Annotated in this window: 14 protein-coding genes, 1 tRNA gene and 1 rRNA gene; 8 read left to right on the forward strand and 8 right to left on the reverse strand. The window is 71.1% G+C overall.

Features of this window, described 5'->3' with window-relative positions; all coding sequences use genetic code 11:
- The first annotated feature begins 11 nt into the window (after positions 1–11).
- From A5481_RS21960 to A5481_RS21975, 4 genes are all read left to right on the forward strand, one after another.
- A complete protein-coding gene (locus tag A5481_RS21960; RefSeq protein WP_048433035.1) occupies positions 12–755 on the forward strand; it encodes an acetoacetate decarboxylase in 744 nt (247 codons plus the stop codon).
- A 26-nt stretch (positions 756–781) separates the two neighbouring features.
- On the forward strand, positions 782–1,567 hold the full coding sequence (locus tag A5481_RS21965; RefSeq protein WP_048433034.1) for a 3-hydroxybutyrate dehydrogenase: 786 nt from the start codon (positions 782–784) through the stop codon (positions 1,565–1,567).
- Positions 1,568–2,215: 648 nt separating this feature from the next.
- Positions 2,216–3,031, forward strand: coding sequence for a YfdX family protein (locus A5481_RS21970; RefSeq protein WP_048433033.1), 816 nt, complete (start codon positions 2,216–2,218; stop codon positions 3,029–3,031).
- 80 nt (positions 3,032–3,111) lie between these two features.
- Complete coding sequence (locus A5481_RS21975) at positions 3,112–3,462, forward strand: hypothetical protein (RefSeq protein ID WP_048433032.1); 351 nt, start codon at positions 3,112–3,114, stop codon at positions 3,460–3,462.
- A 24-nt stretch (positions 3,463–3,486) separates the two neighbouring features.
- On the opposite strand, the gene A5481_RS21980 is transcribed toward A5481_RS21975, so the two are convergent.
- The 6 genes from A5481_RS21980 to A5481_RS22005 form a co-directional block, all read right to left on the reverse strand.
- The gene (locus A5481_RS21980; RefSeq protein WP_048433031.1) at positions 3,487–3,831 is read right to left on the reverse strand and encodes a CsbD family protein; all 345 of its coding nucleotides are present in this window, start codon (positions 3,829–3,831) and stop codon (positions 3,487–3,489) included.
- 198 nt (positions 3,832–4,029) lie between these two features.
- Complete coding sequence (locus A5481_RS21985) at positions 4,030–5,052, reverse strand: DUF4167 domain-containing protein (RefSeq protein WP_064504297.1); 1,023 nt, start codon at positions 5,050–5,052, stop codon at positions 4,030–4,032.
- A 427-nt stretch (positions 5,053–5,479) separates the two neighbouring features.
- Positions 5,480–6,352, reverse strand: a complete 873-nt coding sequence (gene prmC, locus A5481_RS21990) for a peptide chain release factor N(5)-glutamine methyltransferase (RefSeq protein WP_082984946.1) — start codon at positions 6,350–6,352, stop codon at positions 5,480–5,482.
- Positions 6,349–7,428: a peptide chain release factor 1 gene (gene prfA / locus A5481_RS21995; RefSeq protein ID WP_064504298.1), complete on the reverse strand. Its 1,080-nt coding sequence runs from the start codon at positions 7,426–7,428 to the stop codon at positions 6,349–6,351. Before prfA ends, prmC begins: the two co-directional genes overlap by 4 nt.
- 493 nt (positions 7,429–7,921) lie before the next feature.
- The gene (ptsP, locus tag A5481_RS22000) at positions 7,922–10,183 is read right to left on the reverse strand and encodes a phosphoenolpyruvate--protein phosphotransferase (RefSeq protein ID WP_064504299.1); all 2,262 of its coding nucleotides are present in this window, start codon (positions 10,181–10,183) and stop codon (positions 7,922–7,924) included.
- 249 nt (positions 10,184–10,432) lie between these two features.
- Positions 10,433–11,668: an aspartate kinase gene (locus A5481_RS22005; protein ID WP_048432668.1), complete on the reverse strand. Its 1,236-nt coding sequence runs from the start codon at positions 11,666–11,668 to the stop codon at positions 10,433–10,435.
- Positions 11,669–11,874: 206 nt separating this feature from the next.
- Between A5481_RS22005 and ubiG the strand changes: the two genes are divergently transcribed.
- The 4 genes from ubiG to A5481_RS22025 all read left to right on the forward strand — a co-directional run bounded on the left by ubiG (position 11,875) and on the right by A5481_RS22025 (position 14,627).
- Entirely contained in the window at positions 11,875–12,624 is a 750-nt protein-coding gene (gene ubiG, locus A5481_RS22010; protein ID WP_048432669.1) for a bifunctional 2-polyprenyl-6-hydroxyphenol methylase/3-demethylubiquinol 3-O-methyltransferase UbiG, read from the forward strand.
- 59 nt (positions 12,625–12,683) lie between these two features.
- Positions 12,684–13,256: a YbhB/YbcL family Raf kinase inhibitor-like protein gene (locus A5481_RS22015; RefSeq protein ID WP_048432670.1), complete on the forward strand. Its 573-nt coding sequence runs from the start codon at positions 12,684–12,686 to the stop codon at positions 13,254–13,256.
- Positions 13,257–13,357: 101 nt separating this feature from the next.
- Complete coding sequence (locus A5481_RS22020; protein WP_048432671.1) at positions 13,358–14,332, forward strand: NADPH:quinone oxidoreductase family protein; 975 nt, start codon at positions 13,358–13,360, stop codon at positions 14,330–14,332.
- A gap of 127 nt (positions 14,333–14,459) precedes the next feature.
- A complete protein-coding gene (locus A5481_RS22025) occupies positions 14,460–14,627 on the forward strand; it encodes a YqaE/Pmp3 family membrane protein (RefSeq protein ID WP_064504300.1) in 168 nt (55 codons plus the stop codon).
- Positions 14,628–14,692: 65 nt separating this feature from the next.
- Here the strand turns inward: A5481_RS22025 and A5481_RS22030 are convergent.
- Together A5481_RS22030 and rrf are read right to left on the reverse strand one after the other, a co-directional pair.
- Positions 14,693–14,769 (reverse strand) — tRNA-Met (locus A5481_RS22030).
- A gap of 49 nt (positions 14,770–14,818) precedes the next feature.
- Positions 14,819–14,934: ribosomal RNA gene (gene rrf / locus A5481_RS22035) — 5S ribosomal RNA — on the reverse strand.
- Positions 14,935–14,995: the final 61 nt, after the last annotated feature.

The following is a 14,995-nucleotide window of genomic DNA, read 5'->3' on the forward strand; positions in this document are numbered from 1 at the left end:
GGACGATACGCATGACGCGCGACGAGATCCTGAAGGCGCCCTCGATGCCGGCCTTCAGCCCGAGCTACCCGCACGGGCCCTACCGCTTCCTGCGGCGCGAATACCTCATCGTCACCTACGAGACCGACCCGGACGCGCTGCGGGCCGCTCTCCCCGAGCCCCTGGAACCCGCGCCCGGCAACCTGGCGTACTACGAGTGGATGAAGATGCCGGATTCTTCCGGCTTCGGCGATTACGAGGAGAGCGGCTCGGCCATCGTCGCGACCTGGAAGGGCGAGCCCTGCAACTACTCGGTCCAGATGTACCTCGACGACGAGCCGCCGATCACCGCCGGCCGCGAGATCTGGGGCTTCCCGAAGAAGTACGGCGTGCCCCGGCTCAAGGTGATGAAGGACACGCTGACCGGCACCCTGCATTACGACGAGGAGCGGGTGGCGATGGGCACGATGACCTACAAGCACCGCAGCCTGGAGGCGCAGCTGGACAAAATCCGCGCCGGGATCGGCCAGCTCAACGTCAACCTGAAGCTGATCCCCGACGTCGACGGCGGCGTGAAGGTGGCGCAGCTCGTCGGCTACCGGCTCCAGGACATCCGGGTCCACGGCGCCTGGGAGGGCGAGGCCCGGCTGCACCTGATCCCGCACGTCAATTGCCGCGTCGCCGACCTGCCGGTGCGCCGGATCGTCGGCGGCCGCCACCAGATCGTCGACTTCACCCTGCCGTACGGCCACGTGCTGCACGACTACCTGGCCTGATCGACAGGCTCGAGGAGACCCCACCCATGTCGCTGACATCCAAGACCGCCCTCGTCACCGGCTCGACGAGCGGCATCGGCCTCGGCATCGCCCGGGCCCTGGCGCAGCAGGGCGCCAACGTGGTCCTGAACGGCTTCGGTAAGCCCGACGCGATCGAGACCGAGCGCGCCGCCATCGAATCCGAGTTCGGCGTGACGGCACATTACTCCGCCGCCGACATGACCAAGCCCGGCGAGATCGCCGCCATGGTGGCGGAGGCCGAGCAGAAACTCGGCGCGGTCGACATCCTCGTCAACAATGCCGGCATCCAGTACGTCTCGGCGATCGAGGAATTCCCGGTCGAGAAGTGGGACCAGATCATCGCGATCAACCTGTCCTCGGCCTTCCACACCATGCGGGCGGCGATCCCCGGCATGAAGAGCCGCGGCTGGGGCCGGATCATCAACACGGCGTCGGCCCACTCCCTCGTCGCCTCGCCCTACAAGTCGGCCTACGTGGCGGCCAAGCACGGCATCGCCGGACTGACCAAGACCGCGGCCCTCGAGCTCGCCACCCACAAGATCACCGTGAACTGCATCTCGCCGGGCTACGTCTGGACTCCGCTGGTCGAGGCGCAGATCCCCGACACGATGAAGGCCCGCGGCCTGACCAAGGAGCAGGTGATCGACGAGGTGCTGCTGAAGGCCCAGCCGACCAAGGAATTCGTCACCGTCGAGCAGGTCGCGGCGATCGCGGCGTTCCTGTGCTCGGACGCCGCGAGCCAGATCACCGGCACCAACCTGTCGGTCGACGGCGGCTGGACGGCGCAGTAGCGCGCCGTCGCGACGGGCGGGCCTGAGCCGGGCCCTCCCGGGCCTTCGGCGCCGATGCGCGCAGGCGCGACGACGAGCAGATCACCTGGCCGTGTCATCGAAAGCATTACGTTCTCTCATCACGAGAGCCTGCTCGATCTATCATAAAAAAATTATCGAGCGGCCATTCCGCTCCGCCCTCGAGTTCGTCCCGGGCGCCTGCTCGATCGAGATTTCCGTCGAAGAAACTCGGATAATCAGGGATATCCTTCCACCTCATCCCGAGGCGTTATACCGCCGCGCCCTCGAACGGATCCGTTCGACGGCGCTGGCCAAGCCCGCAAGGTCTCCCCGTCCTCGCGTCGGCGCCGCTTCATGAAAGAACATACCGCTCGAATGGCCCCTCAGGCGATCGAGCAAGCCCGCGGCCAACGGCTCCGCCGACCGTTCATGCGCGCCGAGGACAGGCACGGTCCACGGCTTGGACCAGCCTGCCACCTCGCAGCGACCGCGGGTTGATACCGTCGCCATTCGCGCGATGACGTTGAGTTACAGGCTTTTAATGAAACGGAGAGGCAACCGGCCCCTCACGCATGGGTTATCCGGATGTCACCAACGCAGCGATGCCAACCCAGTAAACCGGCATCGATCTCAAGAGGAGTTACGGTCATGTCCTATCGGAAAACCCTCGCCGCTGCTCTTGTCGCCACCACTGTTCTGGGCGGTGCTGCCTATGCGACCGAGCAGGCGACCAAACCGATGGTGACGCAGGAGAGCGCGGCGCAGAAGGCGGTCGACCAAGACGTCGGCAAGCTCTCGAAGGACGGGGCCCAGGCGTTCCGCGACATGCATCTCGCCCGGATCGCCATCTTCGACGCCGATCCCGCTCAGGCCAAGACGCTGATCGGCAAGGCCCAGGCCGCCCTCGCCAAGGCCAAGACCGACGACGCGGTGTTCAACAAGGCGGAGGCCGACCTCAAGACGCCGGCGGAGATGAGCGCGGCCAAGGACGCGGCCAAGAACAAGACCTCGGTCGACAAGACGGGCAGCGTGCAGCCGGCCACCGCCGACGCCAAGTCCAAGGACAAGGTCGCCTGGGTGCCGGTCGATGCCCAGCTGACGCTCGGCGAGGACTTCCTGGCGACGCCCGAGAAGGCCACTGCCGTGACCGAGGCGAACAAGCACCTCGCCAAGGGTGACCAGAAGGGCGCGATCGAGCAGCTGAAGCTCGCCCATGTCGACGTCAACTTCGTGATGGCGGTGCTGCCCCTCGACAAGACCGTGGCCGACGTGAACCAGGCGGCCACCCTGATCAACCAGGGCAAGTACTACGAGGCGAACGCGGCCCTGAAGACCGCCGAGGACGGGATGCGCTTCGACGTGATCGACGCGATCGGCCTGCCGCAGGCGAATGCCGCCAAGGCACCGGCCAAGCCGGCCCAGCAGAACGCCACGAACGCGACGGACGGCAAGGCGACGAAGTAACGTCGGGTCGACCGCGCCGGTCCGGGATCTCCGTCCCGGGCCGGCGCCTCATTGGAACACCCAACCCTCCGGAGGTCGTCGTGAGGCTGTCCCGGCTCTCGGTTCCGGTCGTGATCGGGCTGGCCCTGTCCGCCCCCGCGCACGCGCAAGGTGGCGGCTTCCCGGTCTATTCCCTATCCAAGACTTGCCAGCTCGAATGCCGGCCCGGGCGGGAGGCTCCCGCGAGCTATCGCGGCTGCCTGTCCGACGAGCGCGCGGCGCGGCGCCGGCTGCACCGGCAATGGGCGACCTTTCCGGCCCCGGACCGGCGCGACTGCCGGCAGGAGAGCGAGATCGGCGGCACGCCGTCCTACGTCGCCTTGCTCACCTGCCTGCAGCTCGCCGACGGCACCCTCCCGACCGAACCGCCTCCCCTGCCGCCCTTGCATTGAGCTGCAGGGATAGCGGCGCAGCGATCAGCGGCGCCCATGCACCAGGAGCGCGAGGCCGTAGCCGACCGCGCCGGCGACCAGCAGGGCGAGCAGCGGGGTCTCCTCGACGTAGTGGGTCACCGTACGGGCGCCGGACCGGGCCGCGTGCCGGCCGCGCTCGTAGGCGTCCTCGGCATACTCGACCGCCGTGTCGGCGGCGCCGCGCGCGGCATCGCGGACCTCGCCGGCCAGTCCTTCGGCCTGTCCCTGCGCCTCGCGGAGCCGGCCCTCGACCTGCGCGCGCCGGTCGCCGGCAATGTCGCCGAGCGCCGCCTGCGCCTTGCCGCCGAGCTCGCGCGCCGCGCCGGTGATGCGATCCGTATCGACCATCTGTCCCTCCCTTGCCGGGCCCGCGGGCCCCCGGAAGGAGCGCCGCCTGAGCGTCAGGTGGGACGGACGCGCATCGCGGCAATGGCCCGGATGCGTCTTCCTCGCCTTCCGGGCCCGCCGCACGGATGCGGCGGAGCGGCTCGCAACGCGCACCCGGCCCCCGCGAGGGAGGCCGGGCGCCGCTTCATCCGGGAAGGGTCACTCGCCCGACGTGTCGGAGGGCTTCGGGAACAGCTCGCCGGACGGCTCGCCCGTGGTCTCGCCGCCCTCGAACCGGGTCCGGCGGCGCCGGCGCGGCCGCGCGGCCGGCGCCTCGGCCTCCGCCTCGGCGGGGGACGCGGCCGGGGGCGCCGGCGGCGGCTCCTCGACCGGGGCGGGGGCGGGCGCCACCGGACGCACCGGGGTGGTCAGGAAGGCCGGCAGGCCGGTCGGCTCGTCGGCGGCGAGGACCGGCTCGGCGCGCGGCTCCTCGCGGCGGCGCTCGCGGCGGAACTCGGAGCGGCCGCCCTCGCGGTAGCCGTCCTGCTGGCGCGGAGCGTCCTGGCGGAACGCCTCCTGCCGGGGAGAGTCCTGACGAGAGCCGTCCTGGCGCGGCTGCTCGGCGCGGGAGAGATCCTGACGATCCTGGCGGTCCGTCCGCTCCTGGCGATCACCGCCCTGCCGGTCGCGCTGCTGGCGCTCCTGCCGGTTCTGGAAGCGCTCGCGGCGCTCCTGCCGGTCGGGCCGGTCCTGACGCGCCTCTTGCCGCGAGTCTTGCCGCGACTCCTGACGGTCCTGCCGGTCGAAGCGGGACGGGCGGTCGTCGCGGCTCTCGTAGGGTTGCGGCTGCTGGCCGGGATCGCCGTAATCGTCGGCGGCGCCGTAGCCGGACTGGGGGTAGCCGTTGACGCCGCCGCGCTCCTGCTGCGGATAGCCGTTGGTCGGCGCGCCCTCGTCGTCGCCGTCCTCGTCGTCGTCGTAGCCCTGGCGGCCGTAGGTGCCGCCGTATTGCTGCCGGTACTGCTCGTTCGCGGCGGCGATGATGCGGAAATAATGCTCGCCGTGCTGGAAGTAGTTCTCGGCCATCACCGGGTCGCCGCTCGCCTGGGCGTCGCGGGCGAGCTGGGCGTATTTCTCGGCGATGTGCTGGGCCGTGCCGCGGATCTTCACGTCGGGGCCGTTCGACTCGTAGGCCCGCGTGAGCGGGTTCGGCCCCTTGTTGGTGCGGTTGCGGCCACGCATACGCCTGTTCTGGTTCGGTCTCATCGGTCTCGACTGACCCTCTTCGACGACTTGAAGGGCGGGACTACGCGCGCGGCGGTGCTTCGTCCGCGGAGCCGGGCGGCCTCTGGCGGGCCATGTGCCGTCTCCGCAGCGATGTCCGCCTTTGCCCTGTGCGACCGCGGGCCGTCTCATGGTCCGGCCGTAATCGATCCACAGATGCGGGTCACCGGACCGCCTACGCGCTCATTGGTCTGCCCGGTGGTGGAAGATCGCCCAAAGGTCCGCGCTCAATGTCGCGCCCGAGAACTGAGCCTGGCTGTGTTGTCCGGACCGTTCACGATCTGCCCTGGGACGTTAGCGGGTTCGGCCCCCGGCGCCAAGGGACCTCACGTCGATTTCGGCGCGATTTCGCGCACAAACGCCACAGCAACCTCAACAATCCACGTCAGGTCGCGATCGCGGCGCGCATCGCGACCACCCGCGGATGGCCGGCGAGGTCGCGGTGCACCGTCGCCGCGAGCCCGTGCGCGGCGGCGAGCGCCCGCAGGGCCTCCTCCTGGTCGTAGCCGATCTCGACGAGCAGGTGCCCGCCCGGCGCCAGCAGGCGGGGCACCTGCGCCAGGATGGCGCGGTAGGCGTCGAGCCCGTCGGGACCGCCGTCGAGGGCGAGAAGCGGGTCGTGGTCGCGGACCTCCCCGTCGAGCCCGGCGACGACGCCGCTGGCGATGTAGGGCGGGTTCGCCACGACGACGTCGAACGGGCCCTTGAGCGCGCCGGCCCAGTCGCCGACCGCGACGACGGCGCGATCGGCGACGCCGTTGCGGGCGGCGTTGGCCCGGGCGGTCAGGAGAGCGCCGTGCGACCGGTCGAGGCCGAGGCCCTGCGCCCGCGGCCACTCGGTCAGCAGGGCCACCAGGATGCAGCCCGAGCCGGTGCCGAGATCGAGGAGGCGGTGCGCAGCGCCCGGGTCGAGGCCGAGGCCCAGCGCCGCCTCGACCAGGGTCTCGGTGTCGGGGCGCGGCACCAGGGTGTCGGGAGAGAGCCCGAAGGGCAGGCCCCAGAACTCCCAGGCGCCGATGATCCGCGCCACCGGCTCGCCGGCGGCACGCCGGGCCAGGAACGCGGCGAGGCGCGCCGCCCCCGCCGGCCCGATCGGCTCGGCCCCGCGCAGCGCGAGGTCGGTGGCGGTGACGCCGAGCGCCTCCTCGACCAGGATCCGGGCATCGAGGGCCGCGGTCTCGATCCCGTGGGCGAGGAGCGCATCCACGGTCCGGGCCCGGGCCGCGATCCGGCTCGTCTCCGGGGGAAGCGCGATCACGCCATTCCCTCGGCGGCCAGCAGCGCCGCCTGATGCTCGGTGATCAGCGCGTCCACCACCTCGTCGAGGGCGGTGCCGGCCATCACCTCCTCGAGCTTGTAGAGGGTCAGGTTGATGCGGTGGTCGGTCACCCGCGCCTGCGGGAAGTTGTAGGTGCGGATCCGCTCCGACCGGTCGCCGCTGCCGACCTGCGACTTGCGGTCCGCGGCGCGGGCCGCGTCCTTCTGGCTGCGCTCCTGCTCGTAGAGCTTGGCCCGCAACAGCGCCATGGCGCGCGCCCGGTTCTTGTGCTGCGAGCGCTCTTCCTGGACGAAGATCACGATGCCGCTCGGCACGTGAGTGATGCGGATCGCCGATTCGGTCTTGTTGACGTGCTGGCCGCCGGCGCCCTGTGCCCGCATGGTGTCGATCTTCAGGTCGGATTCGTTGACCTGAACATCGACCTCCTCGGCCTCCGGCAGCACCGCGACGGTGGCCGCCGAGGTGTGGATGCGCCCTTGCGTCTCGGTGTCGGGCACCCGCTGGACCCGGTGGGCGCCGCTCTCGAACTTCATCCGGGCGAAGACGCCGCGCCCCTTCACCTCGGCCACCACCTCGCGGTAGCCGCCCATCGTGCCGGGGCTCTCGGAGATGACCTCGACCTTCCAGCCCTTCAGGTCGGCGTAGCGCGAATACATCCGGAACAGGTCGCCGGCGAAGAGCGCGGCCTCGTCGCCGCCAGTGCCGGCGCGCACCTCCAGGATGGCGCTCTTCTCGTCGGCCGCATCCTTGGGCAGCAGCATGAGCTGGAGCGACCGCGCGGCGGCCTCGCGGGCGGCCTCGGCCTCCGGCTTCTCCTCCGCCGCGAGCGCCCGCATCTCGGGGTCGCCCTCCTCGATCATCTCCTCGACGCCCCGCAGGGCGCTCTCGGCGGCCCGGAAGGCGCGGATCGCCTCCACGACCCCGTCGAGTTCGGAGAGCTCGCGCGAGAGCTGCACGAAGCTCTCGGCATCGGCGTCCCCGGCGCTCAGGGTGGCGGTGACGATGTCGTGGCGGGCCAGGATGGCGTCGAGACGGTCGGACGGGATCGCGATCATGCAAGGAGATATGGCCATGGGCGTCGGCCGGTTCAGCCGGGGCGGCCCGCGCCCGGTGCCGGCGATGGTGCCGCGTATAGCAGGTCTGCGGGGGTTGGGGAGTCGGGGCGGCCGTGGACAAAAGACGCCCCGCGGTCCCGGGGTCGCGCGAGACCCTTTGCGGATGAGGTCCGCGTGCCCTATCTTAGGGTGAGGAGCGGCGGGTGGCAGCCCGCGGCTCCTCTTGCTAGGACGATGTCACTACATCAGCCCGATCGTGATGGTGACAACCCATCCGGTCGGGCGTTTCGTGATTGTGATCATCACGAACGGCAAGCCGTTCACATCTCTCACCCCCTCTCCGGTCTCACGCCAGCTCGAAAGGCGGCGGCCGGCGATTCCGCCGCAAGCCCCGCGTGCCACGGAGCCTTCGCGGCCGGAGAGGATCTGTCCCAACGTCACCGTGATCGCACGGCGAGGTTACCGTTTCGCGTAAGCGGCGGAGAAGCGCCCGTCAGACCGGAACGCCGTGCTCCTCGGCAAACGCCGCCAGTGCCGGCCGCAACGACGCCCCGTCCTTCGTCCGCGCCAGCTCCTGCTCCAGGAACGCCGCCACTGCGCCGGCATCGATCCCCAGCACCATCGCCTTGACCGGGCCGATCGAGGCCGGGGACATCGAGAGGGCGCGGAATCCCAGCCCGATCAGCGCCATCGCCTCGAGCGGCCGCCCGCCGATCTCGCCGCAGACCGTCGCCGGGGTGCCGGCGGCCTCGGCCCGCTCGGCGATGAGCCGGAAGGCGCGGAGCGCCGCGGCGCTCAGGGGATCGAAGCGGTTGGCGACCTGGCGGTTCTCGCGGTCGACCGCGAACAGGAACTGCATCAGGTCGTTCGAGCCGACCGAGAGGAAGTCGGCTTCCGCGGCGATCTCGTCCATCTGGAACAGCAGCGAAGGCACCTCGACCATCACGCCGAGGCGGCAATCCGCCGGCAGCGGGTGGCCGTGGCGGGTGAGATGCGCCTTCTCGCGCTCGACGATGGCACGCGCCTGGACGAACTCGTCGACGGTCGCGACCATCGGGAACATGATCTTGAGCGGGCGCCCGCGCGCCGCCTTGAGGAGCGCGCGCAGCTGCATCCGCAGCAGGCCCGGCCGGTCGAGGCCGATGCGGATCGCCCGCCAGCCGAGCGCCGGGTTCTCCTCCTCGAGCGCCTTCATGTACGGCAGCACCTTGTCGCCGCCGATGTCGAGGGTCCGGATCGTCACCGGCAGGTCGCCGACGGCGTCGAACACCGCCTCGTACAGGATCTGCTGCTCGGCCGCCGTCGGCATCCGCTCGGCGACCATGAACTGCAATTCGGTGCGGAACAGCCCGACGCCCTCAGCGCCGGTCTCGTGCAGGTGCGACAGGTCGACGATCAGGCCAGCGTTGAGCTGGAGCCCGACCGCGACGCCGTCGCGGGTGACCGCCGGCACGTCGCGCAGCGCGCGGTACTGCTCCTGGCGCCGGGCCCTGAGCCGCGCCTTCTCGGCATAGGCCGCCTCGATCTCGGGCCCCGGCCGGATCTGGACCTCGCCGGTCCCGCCGTCGACGATGATCGCGTCGCCGGTCTCGACCAGGGCCGTGGCGTTCGCCACCTCGCCCACCGCCGGGATGCCGAGCGCGCGGGCCACGATGGCGATGTGGCTCGTCGGCCCGCCCTCCTCCAGCACCACGCCGCGCAGGCGGGAGCGGTCGTAGTCGAGGAGCGCCGCCGGGCCCATCGAGCGCGCCACCAGGATGGCGTTCTCGGGCATCGCGTCCTGCCCGACGATCGGGCGGCCGACGAGCTGGCGCAGCAGCCGGTTGGCGAGGTCGTCGAGGTCGTGCAGGCGCTCGCGCAGGTAAGGATCGCTCTGTCGCAGCATCCGGGCGCGATTGTCGGACTGCACCCGCTCCACCGCGGCCTCCGCCGTGAGGCCGGACAGGACCGCCTCGCGCATCCGCCGCAGCCAGCCCTGGTCGTGGGCGAACATCCTGACGGTCTCGAGCACCTCCCGGTGCTCGCCGGCCCCCGCGACGTCGCCGCGCTCGACGAGGTCGTCGATCGCCGCGCGCACCTCGGCGATGGCGGTGTCGAGGCGCGACGCCTCGCGCTCGACGTTCTCGGCGATCAGGTTGCGCACCACGATGCGCGGCTCGTGCAGCACGACGTGGCCGAGGCCCACCCCGTCGGCGAGGGCGACGCCGCCCTGGGCGAGCGCCCGGCGCGAGGCGCTGACGGTGCCGGGCGACAGCGCCTGCAGCTCGCCCGAGGCGATCATCTCCGCCAGCACCATGGCGGTGGTCTGGAGCGCCTCGATCTCCTCCTCGGAATAGACCCGGTAGGTGCGGTTCTGCACCACCAGGACGCCGAGCGTGTTGCCGGCCCGCAGGAGCGGCACGCCCAGGAAGGCGTGGTAGACCTCCTCGCCGGTCTCCGGCCGGTACGAGAAGGCGGGGTGCGACTGGGCGTCGGAGAGGGAGAGCGGCTCGGCGGTGGCGGCGATGAGGCCGACCAGGCCCTCGCCGGCCCGCATGGTGGTGAGGTGCACCGCCTCGCGGTTCAGGCCCTCGGTCGCGAACAGCTCGAGATTGCCGTCGTCGCGCAGGACGTAGACCGAGCAGACCTCCGCGACCATGTTGGACGCGATCAGGACGACGATGCGGTCGAGGCGCGCCTGCGGGCCGACGGGCTCCGCCATGGCCTCGCGAAGGCGGCGCAGTAGCAGGCGCGGGCCTCCAGGCGCTGCGGGCATCGTGTCGTGTTCCACCCTTTGGCGAGCCGGGCCCGGCGCGACGCAACCGTAGGACTGCTCGCGCGGGCCTGACGCATCGGCCCCGTTACCGCCGTATAGCGAGTCCGGCGCCCGGCGGGCAAGCGTCCTTCCGGGGGAGCCGGCCTCCGTCGAAGCGGGGCCGGCGCCTCGCCCATGCGCGAGCGCCCCGCCCGCGGGGTGTCGCGGACGGGGCGCTCGGCGATGCAAGCCGGGGATTCAGCCCGGAATTCAGGCCTTGTCGAGACCGTAGAGCGCGTGGAGCGTGCGCACGGCCAGCTCGGTATAGGCGGCGTCGATCAGCACCGAGAACTTGATCTCCGAGGTGGTGATCGCCCGGATGTTGATGCCCTTCTCGGCCAGCGCCCGGAACGCCTTGGCGGCGACGCCGGCATGGCTGCGCATGCCGACGCCGATCGCCGAGACCTTGACCACGTCGGTGGCGCCCTCGATGCGCTCGAACTCGACCGCGCCGCGTTGCGCGTCGAGGATCGCCCGGGCGCGCTCGTAATCGGCCGCCGGGACCGTGAAGGTCATGTCGGTGGCCGCGCCGTCGCCCGACACGACCTGGATGATCATGTCGACGTTGATGTTGGCATCCGCCAGCGGGCCGAAGATGGCGGCGGCGATGCCGGGCTTGTCCTTCACCCGGCGAAGCGTGATCTGCGCCTCGTCCTTCGAGAAGGCGATGCCCGTGATGATCTGCTGTTCCACGATATCGTCCTCGTCGCAGATGAGGGTGCCGGGGCGGGCGTCGTCGGGGTCGTCGAAGGAGGAGCGCACGGTGGTCGGCACCCGGTGCACCATGGCGAGCTCGACCGAGCGCACCTGCAGCACCTTGGCCCCGAGGGAGGCCATCTCGAGCATCTCCTCGAAGGCGACCCGCTCGAGGCGCTGGGCCTTCGGCACCACCCGGGGGTCGGTGGTGTAGACGCCGTCGACGTCGGTGTAGATGTCGCAGCGCTCGGCGCCGATCGCCGCGGCGATCGCGACCGCGCTGGTATCCGAGCCGCCGCGCCCGAGGGTCGTCAGGCGGCCGGTCTCGGCATGGATGCCCTGGAAGCCGGCGATCACCGCGACCTCGCCGCGCTGGAAGCCGGCATCGAGGCGGGCGCCGTCGATGTGCTGGATGCGGGCCGAGCCGTGCTGGTCGGAGGTCTCGATCGGGATCTGCCAGCCCTGCCAGGAGCGGGCCTTGAGGCCCATCTCGTTGAGCACGATGGCGAGCAGGCCCGACGTGACCTGCTCGCCGGAGGCGACGACCGCGTCGTACTCGGACTGGGCGTAGAGGGCCGAGGCGTCCTTGCACCAGGCCACCAGCTCGTTGGTCTTGCCGGACATCGCCGAGACGACGACCGCCACCTCGTAGCCGGCCCGCACCTCGCGGGCGACGTGGCGCGCGACGTTGCGGATGCGGTCGACCGTGGCGACGGAGGTGCCGCCGAATTTCATCACCAGGCGGGGCATGGGGATCCGATCGAACAATGTTCTCTTGTGCCGCAGCGCGAGGCCGCGGGCGTCCGGCGGGTACAAGCGGGCCGGGGCGGTGTCAATCTTGCGAGCCGAACGCCGGTCCTGCGCGTGACGGATCACGACGGTTGGCCGGAGGCGGCGGCTGCGCTACCTCGACGGTCGAGATCGATCCCCTATCCCCGCACGAAAGCCTGGTGCCGATGAGCGAACCGACCGGACCCTCGATCGACCGCGACGAGGTCGCCCGCTTCGACCGCCTCGCCGCGACCTGGTGGGACGAGACCGGGCCGATGCGGGTGCTGCACCGCTTCAACCCGGTGCGACTGACCTATATCCGCGACACGGTCTGCCGCCATCTCGGCCGCGCCCCCCTGGCGCCGGCGCCGCTCGCGGGCTTGAGCCTCGTCGATGTCGGCTGCGGCGGCGGCGTGCTGTCGGAGCCGCTCGCGCGCCTCGGCGCCGACGTCACCGGCCTCGACCCGGCGGTCACCAACGTGACGATCGCGCAGGCCCATGCCGACGAGGCCGGGGTGCCGGTGCGCTACCGGGCCGAGACGATCGAGGACGTGGTCGCGGCGGGTGAGCGCTTCGACGTGGTCTGCGCCATGGAGGTGGTCGAGCACGTCACCGACATGCCGGCCTTCGTGCGCACGGCCTGCCGGGCGGTGAAACCCGGCGGCCTGTTCTTCGCCGCCACGATCAACCGGACGATGCGCTCCTTCGCGCTCGCCATCGTGGGGGCGGAATACGTCCTCGGCTGGTTGCCGAAGGGCACCCACGACTGGGAAAAATTCGTCACCCCCGACGAGTTGCGCGGCGCGGTCGAGGGTGGCGGGCTGTCGCTCACCGACACGGTCGGGGTGGTGTTCAACCCGCTCACCGGCCGCTGGGGCACCGCCCGCGACACGGCGGTGAACTACATGATCACGGCCGAGCGGCCGCGCGCCTGACCTCGGCAACCCCGACCCCTCCCTCCCGGTTGTCGCTGCGACACGAGGAGACGGGGTCCATGCTGGAGAAAATTCCGCACGCGGTGGGCGAGGCCATGTCGGGATTGCGGGCCGGCATCGAGAAGACCGCCTACCGCGCCGAGTTCGAGAACGCGCCGGAGACGATCCGGCTGACGAGCCCCGCCTTCGCCGACGGGGCCGCGATGCCGGCCCGCTTCACCCAGGACGGAGAGAAGCTGTCGCCGCCGCTCGCCTGGAGCGGCATCCCGGCCGGAACCGCCGCCCTCGTGCTGCTGGTCGAGGATGCCGACAGCCCGACGCCGAAGCCGATCGTCCACGCCATCGCCTGGGACCTGAGCCCGACGAGCGACGGCCTGCCCGCGGGAGCCCTGGCGAGCCCGGGCGCCGACGGGACGGTCGAGGAGGTCGGCCGGAACACCTTCCTCAAGGCCGGTTACCTGCCGCCCGATCCTCCGACCGGCCACGGCCCGCACCGCTACCTGTTCCAGCTCTACGCCCTGAACCGGCATCTCGGGCTCGACGGGCATCCGGGCCGCAGCGCCCTTCTCTCGGCGATGCACGGCCATGTCCTGGCCAAGGGCGTGCTGACCGGCACCTACGAGCGCCGCTGACCCGGGGCTGATCCACCGTCCCGGCTTGCCAGCGGCCGCGACCTGGCCCACCACTCGATGCCTAAAGCCGCCGGATGCGCGGCGGGGGAGGATCGGTGGCGATGAAGGCACTCCTGTGCAAGGCGCTCGGCGGCCCGGAGGACCTGGTGATCGAGGAGGTGCCGGATCCGGTGCCCGGTCCGGGCGAGGCCCTGGTGCGGGTGACCGTCGCGGCGCTGAACTTCTTCGACACGCTGATCATCGCCGGCCGCTACCAGGTGAAGCCGGAGCTGCCGTTCTCGCCCGGCGCCGAGGCCTGCGGGGTCATCGAGGCCCTGGGGCCGGGCGCCGAGGCCTTCCGGGTCGGCGAGCGGGTCATCGTCCATCTCGGCTACGGCGCCTGCCGCGAGCGGGTGGCCGCACCGGTCTCGGGCCTGACCCGGGTGCCGGGCAGCGTCGGCGACGAGCAGGCCGCCGGCCTTTCCGTGACCTACGGCACCTCGCTGCACGCGCTGCAGGACCGGGCGAAGCTGCAGCCCGGCGAGACCCTGGCGGTGCTCGGCGCCACCGGCGGCGTCGGCCTCGCGGCGGTGGAGCTCGGCCACGCGATGGGCGCGCGGGTGATCGCCTGCGCCTCCTCGGCCGAGAAGCTCGACCTCGCCAGGGCGCACGGTGCCGACCTGACCCTCGACTACAGCCAGGAACCTCTTCGCGATGGACTGAAGCGGCTCGGCGGGGACGCCGGCATCGACGTCGTCTACGATCCGGTCGGCGGCGCCTATTCCGAGCCCGCCCTGCGCTCGCTCAACTGGAAGGGCCGCTTCCTGGTCGTCGGCTTCGCGGCCGGCGAGATTCCGAAGATCCCGCTGAACCTCGCGCTCTTGAAAGGCATCGACATCCAGGGGGTGTTCTGGGGCGCCTTCCTCAAGCGCGAGCCGGAGGGCCACGCCGCCAACCAGGCCCGCCTGCTGGACCTGGTCGGCACGGGGCGGCTCTCGGCCAAGGTCCACGGCGTCTACCCGCTGGAGGAGGCGGCCGCCGCCCTCGGCATCCTGGCGCGACGGGAAGCGATGGGGAAGGTGCTGCTGCGGCCCTGACCTCGCCCCCCTCCCCTCCCGCATCGGCCGATGCGGGAGGGTTTCGGCCTGCCTCGGGGAACAGTTCGGGTGCCACGCCGTTCACAGCGTGGCTTTTCGATTCCCAAGCGTCAGGACGGGAGATACCGTGGGCGACATCATCCGCATCATCCTGCTGGTCGTGATCCCGCCGATCGGCGTGCTGTTCACCGTCGGGTTCGGCCTGCAGTTCATCCTCAACGTGCTGCTGACGCTGTTCGGCTACATCCCGGGCCTGATCCATGCGATCTGGGTCGTGACACGCCGCAACTACTGAGGCGAGCCACTCGTGTGAACGTGAAAAACCCCGCCGGGCACACCCGGCGGGGTTTTTCGTGTGGTTGGTTGCGGGGACAGGATTTGAACCTGTGACCTTCAGGTTATGAGCCTGACGAGCTACCGGGCTGCTCCACCCCGCGCCAGGGTGTGATCTGCTTCGTGTCGAGGGAAGGTGTACGTGCTTGGCAGGTCTGGCGGTGACCGACTCTCCCGTGTCTTGAGACACAGTACCATGGGCGCTGGGGCGGTTAACGGCCGAGTTCGAGATGGGATCGGGTTCTGATCACCCCGCTCAGACCACCAGACCGGCCAAGCACGTCGCGTTCGGGCAAGCATGGTGACCGGCGGCCGCTGGGGCTGCCCGTC

It is taken from the genome of Methylobacterium platani (genome assembly GCF_001653715.1).
Taxonomy (GTDB): domain Bacteria; phylum Pseudomonadota; class Alphaproteobacteria; order Rhizobiales; family Beijerinckiaceae; genus Methylobacterium; species Methylobacterium platani.

What these genes read in the sequence shown, in the direction of transcription:
- A5481_RS21960 (WP_048433035.1), top strand. Translation starts at nt 12, where the DNA reads ATGACGCGCGACGAGATCCTGAAGGCGCCCTCGATGCCGGCCTTCAGC.
- A5481_RS21965 (WP_048433034.1), top strand. Translation starts at nt 782, where the DNA reads ATGTCGCTGACATCCAAGACCGCCCTCGTCACCGGCTCGACGAGCGGC.
- A5481_RS21970 (WP_048433033.1), top strand. Translation starts at nt 2,216, where the DNA reads ATGTCCTATCGGAAAACCCTCGCCGCTGCTCTTGTCGCCACCACTGTT.
- A5481_RS21980 (WP_048433031.1), bottom strand. Translation starts at nt 3,831, where the DNA reads ATGGTCGATACGGATCGCATCACCGGCGCGGCGCGCGAGCTCGGCGGC.
- A5481_RS21985 (WP_064504297.1), bottom strand. Translation starts at nt 5,052, where the DNA reads ATGCGTGGCCGCAACCGCACCAACAAGGGGCCGAACCCGCTCACGCGG.
- prfA (WP_064504298.1), bottom strand. Translation starts at nt 7,428, where the DNA reads ATGATCGCGATCCCGTCCGACCGTCTCGACGCCATCCTGGCCCGCCAC.
- ptsP (WP_064504299.1), bottom strand. Translation starts at nt 10,183, where the DNA reads ATGCCCGCAGCGCCTGGAGGCCCGCGCCTGCTACTGCGCCGCCTTCGC.
- A5481_RS22005 (WP_048432668.1), bottom strand. Translation starts at nt 11,668, where the DNA reads ATGCCCCGCCTGGTGATGAAATTCGGCGGCACCTCCGTCGCCACGGTC.
- ubiG (WP_048432669.1), top strand. Translation starts at nt 11,875, where the DNA reads ATGAGCGAACCGACCGGACCCTCGATCGACCGCGACGAGGTCGCCCGC.
- A5481_RS22015 (WP_048432670.1), top strand. Translation starts at nt 12,684, where the DNA reads ATGCTGGAGAAAATTCCGCACGCGGTGGGCGAGGCCATGTCGGGATTG.
- A5481_RS22020 (WP_048432671.1), top strand. Translation starts at nt 13,358, where the DNA reads ATGAAGGCACTCCTGTGCAAGGCGCTCGGCGGCCCGGAGGACCTGGTG.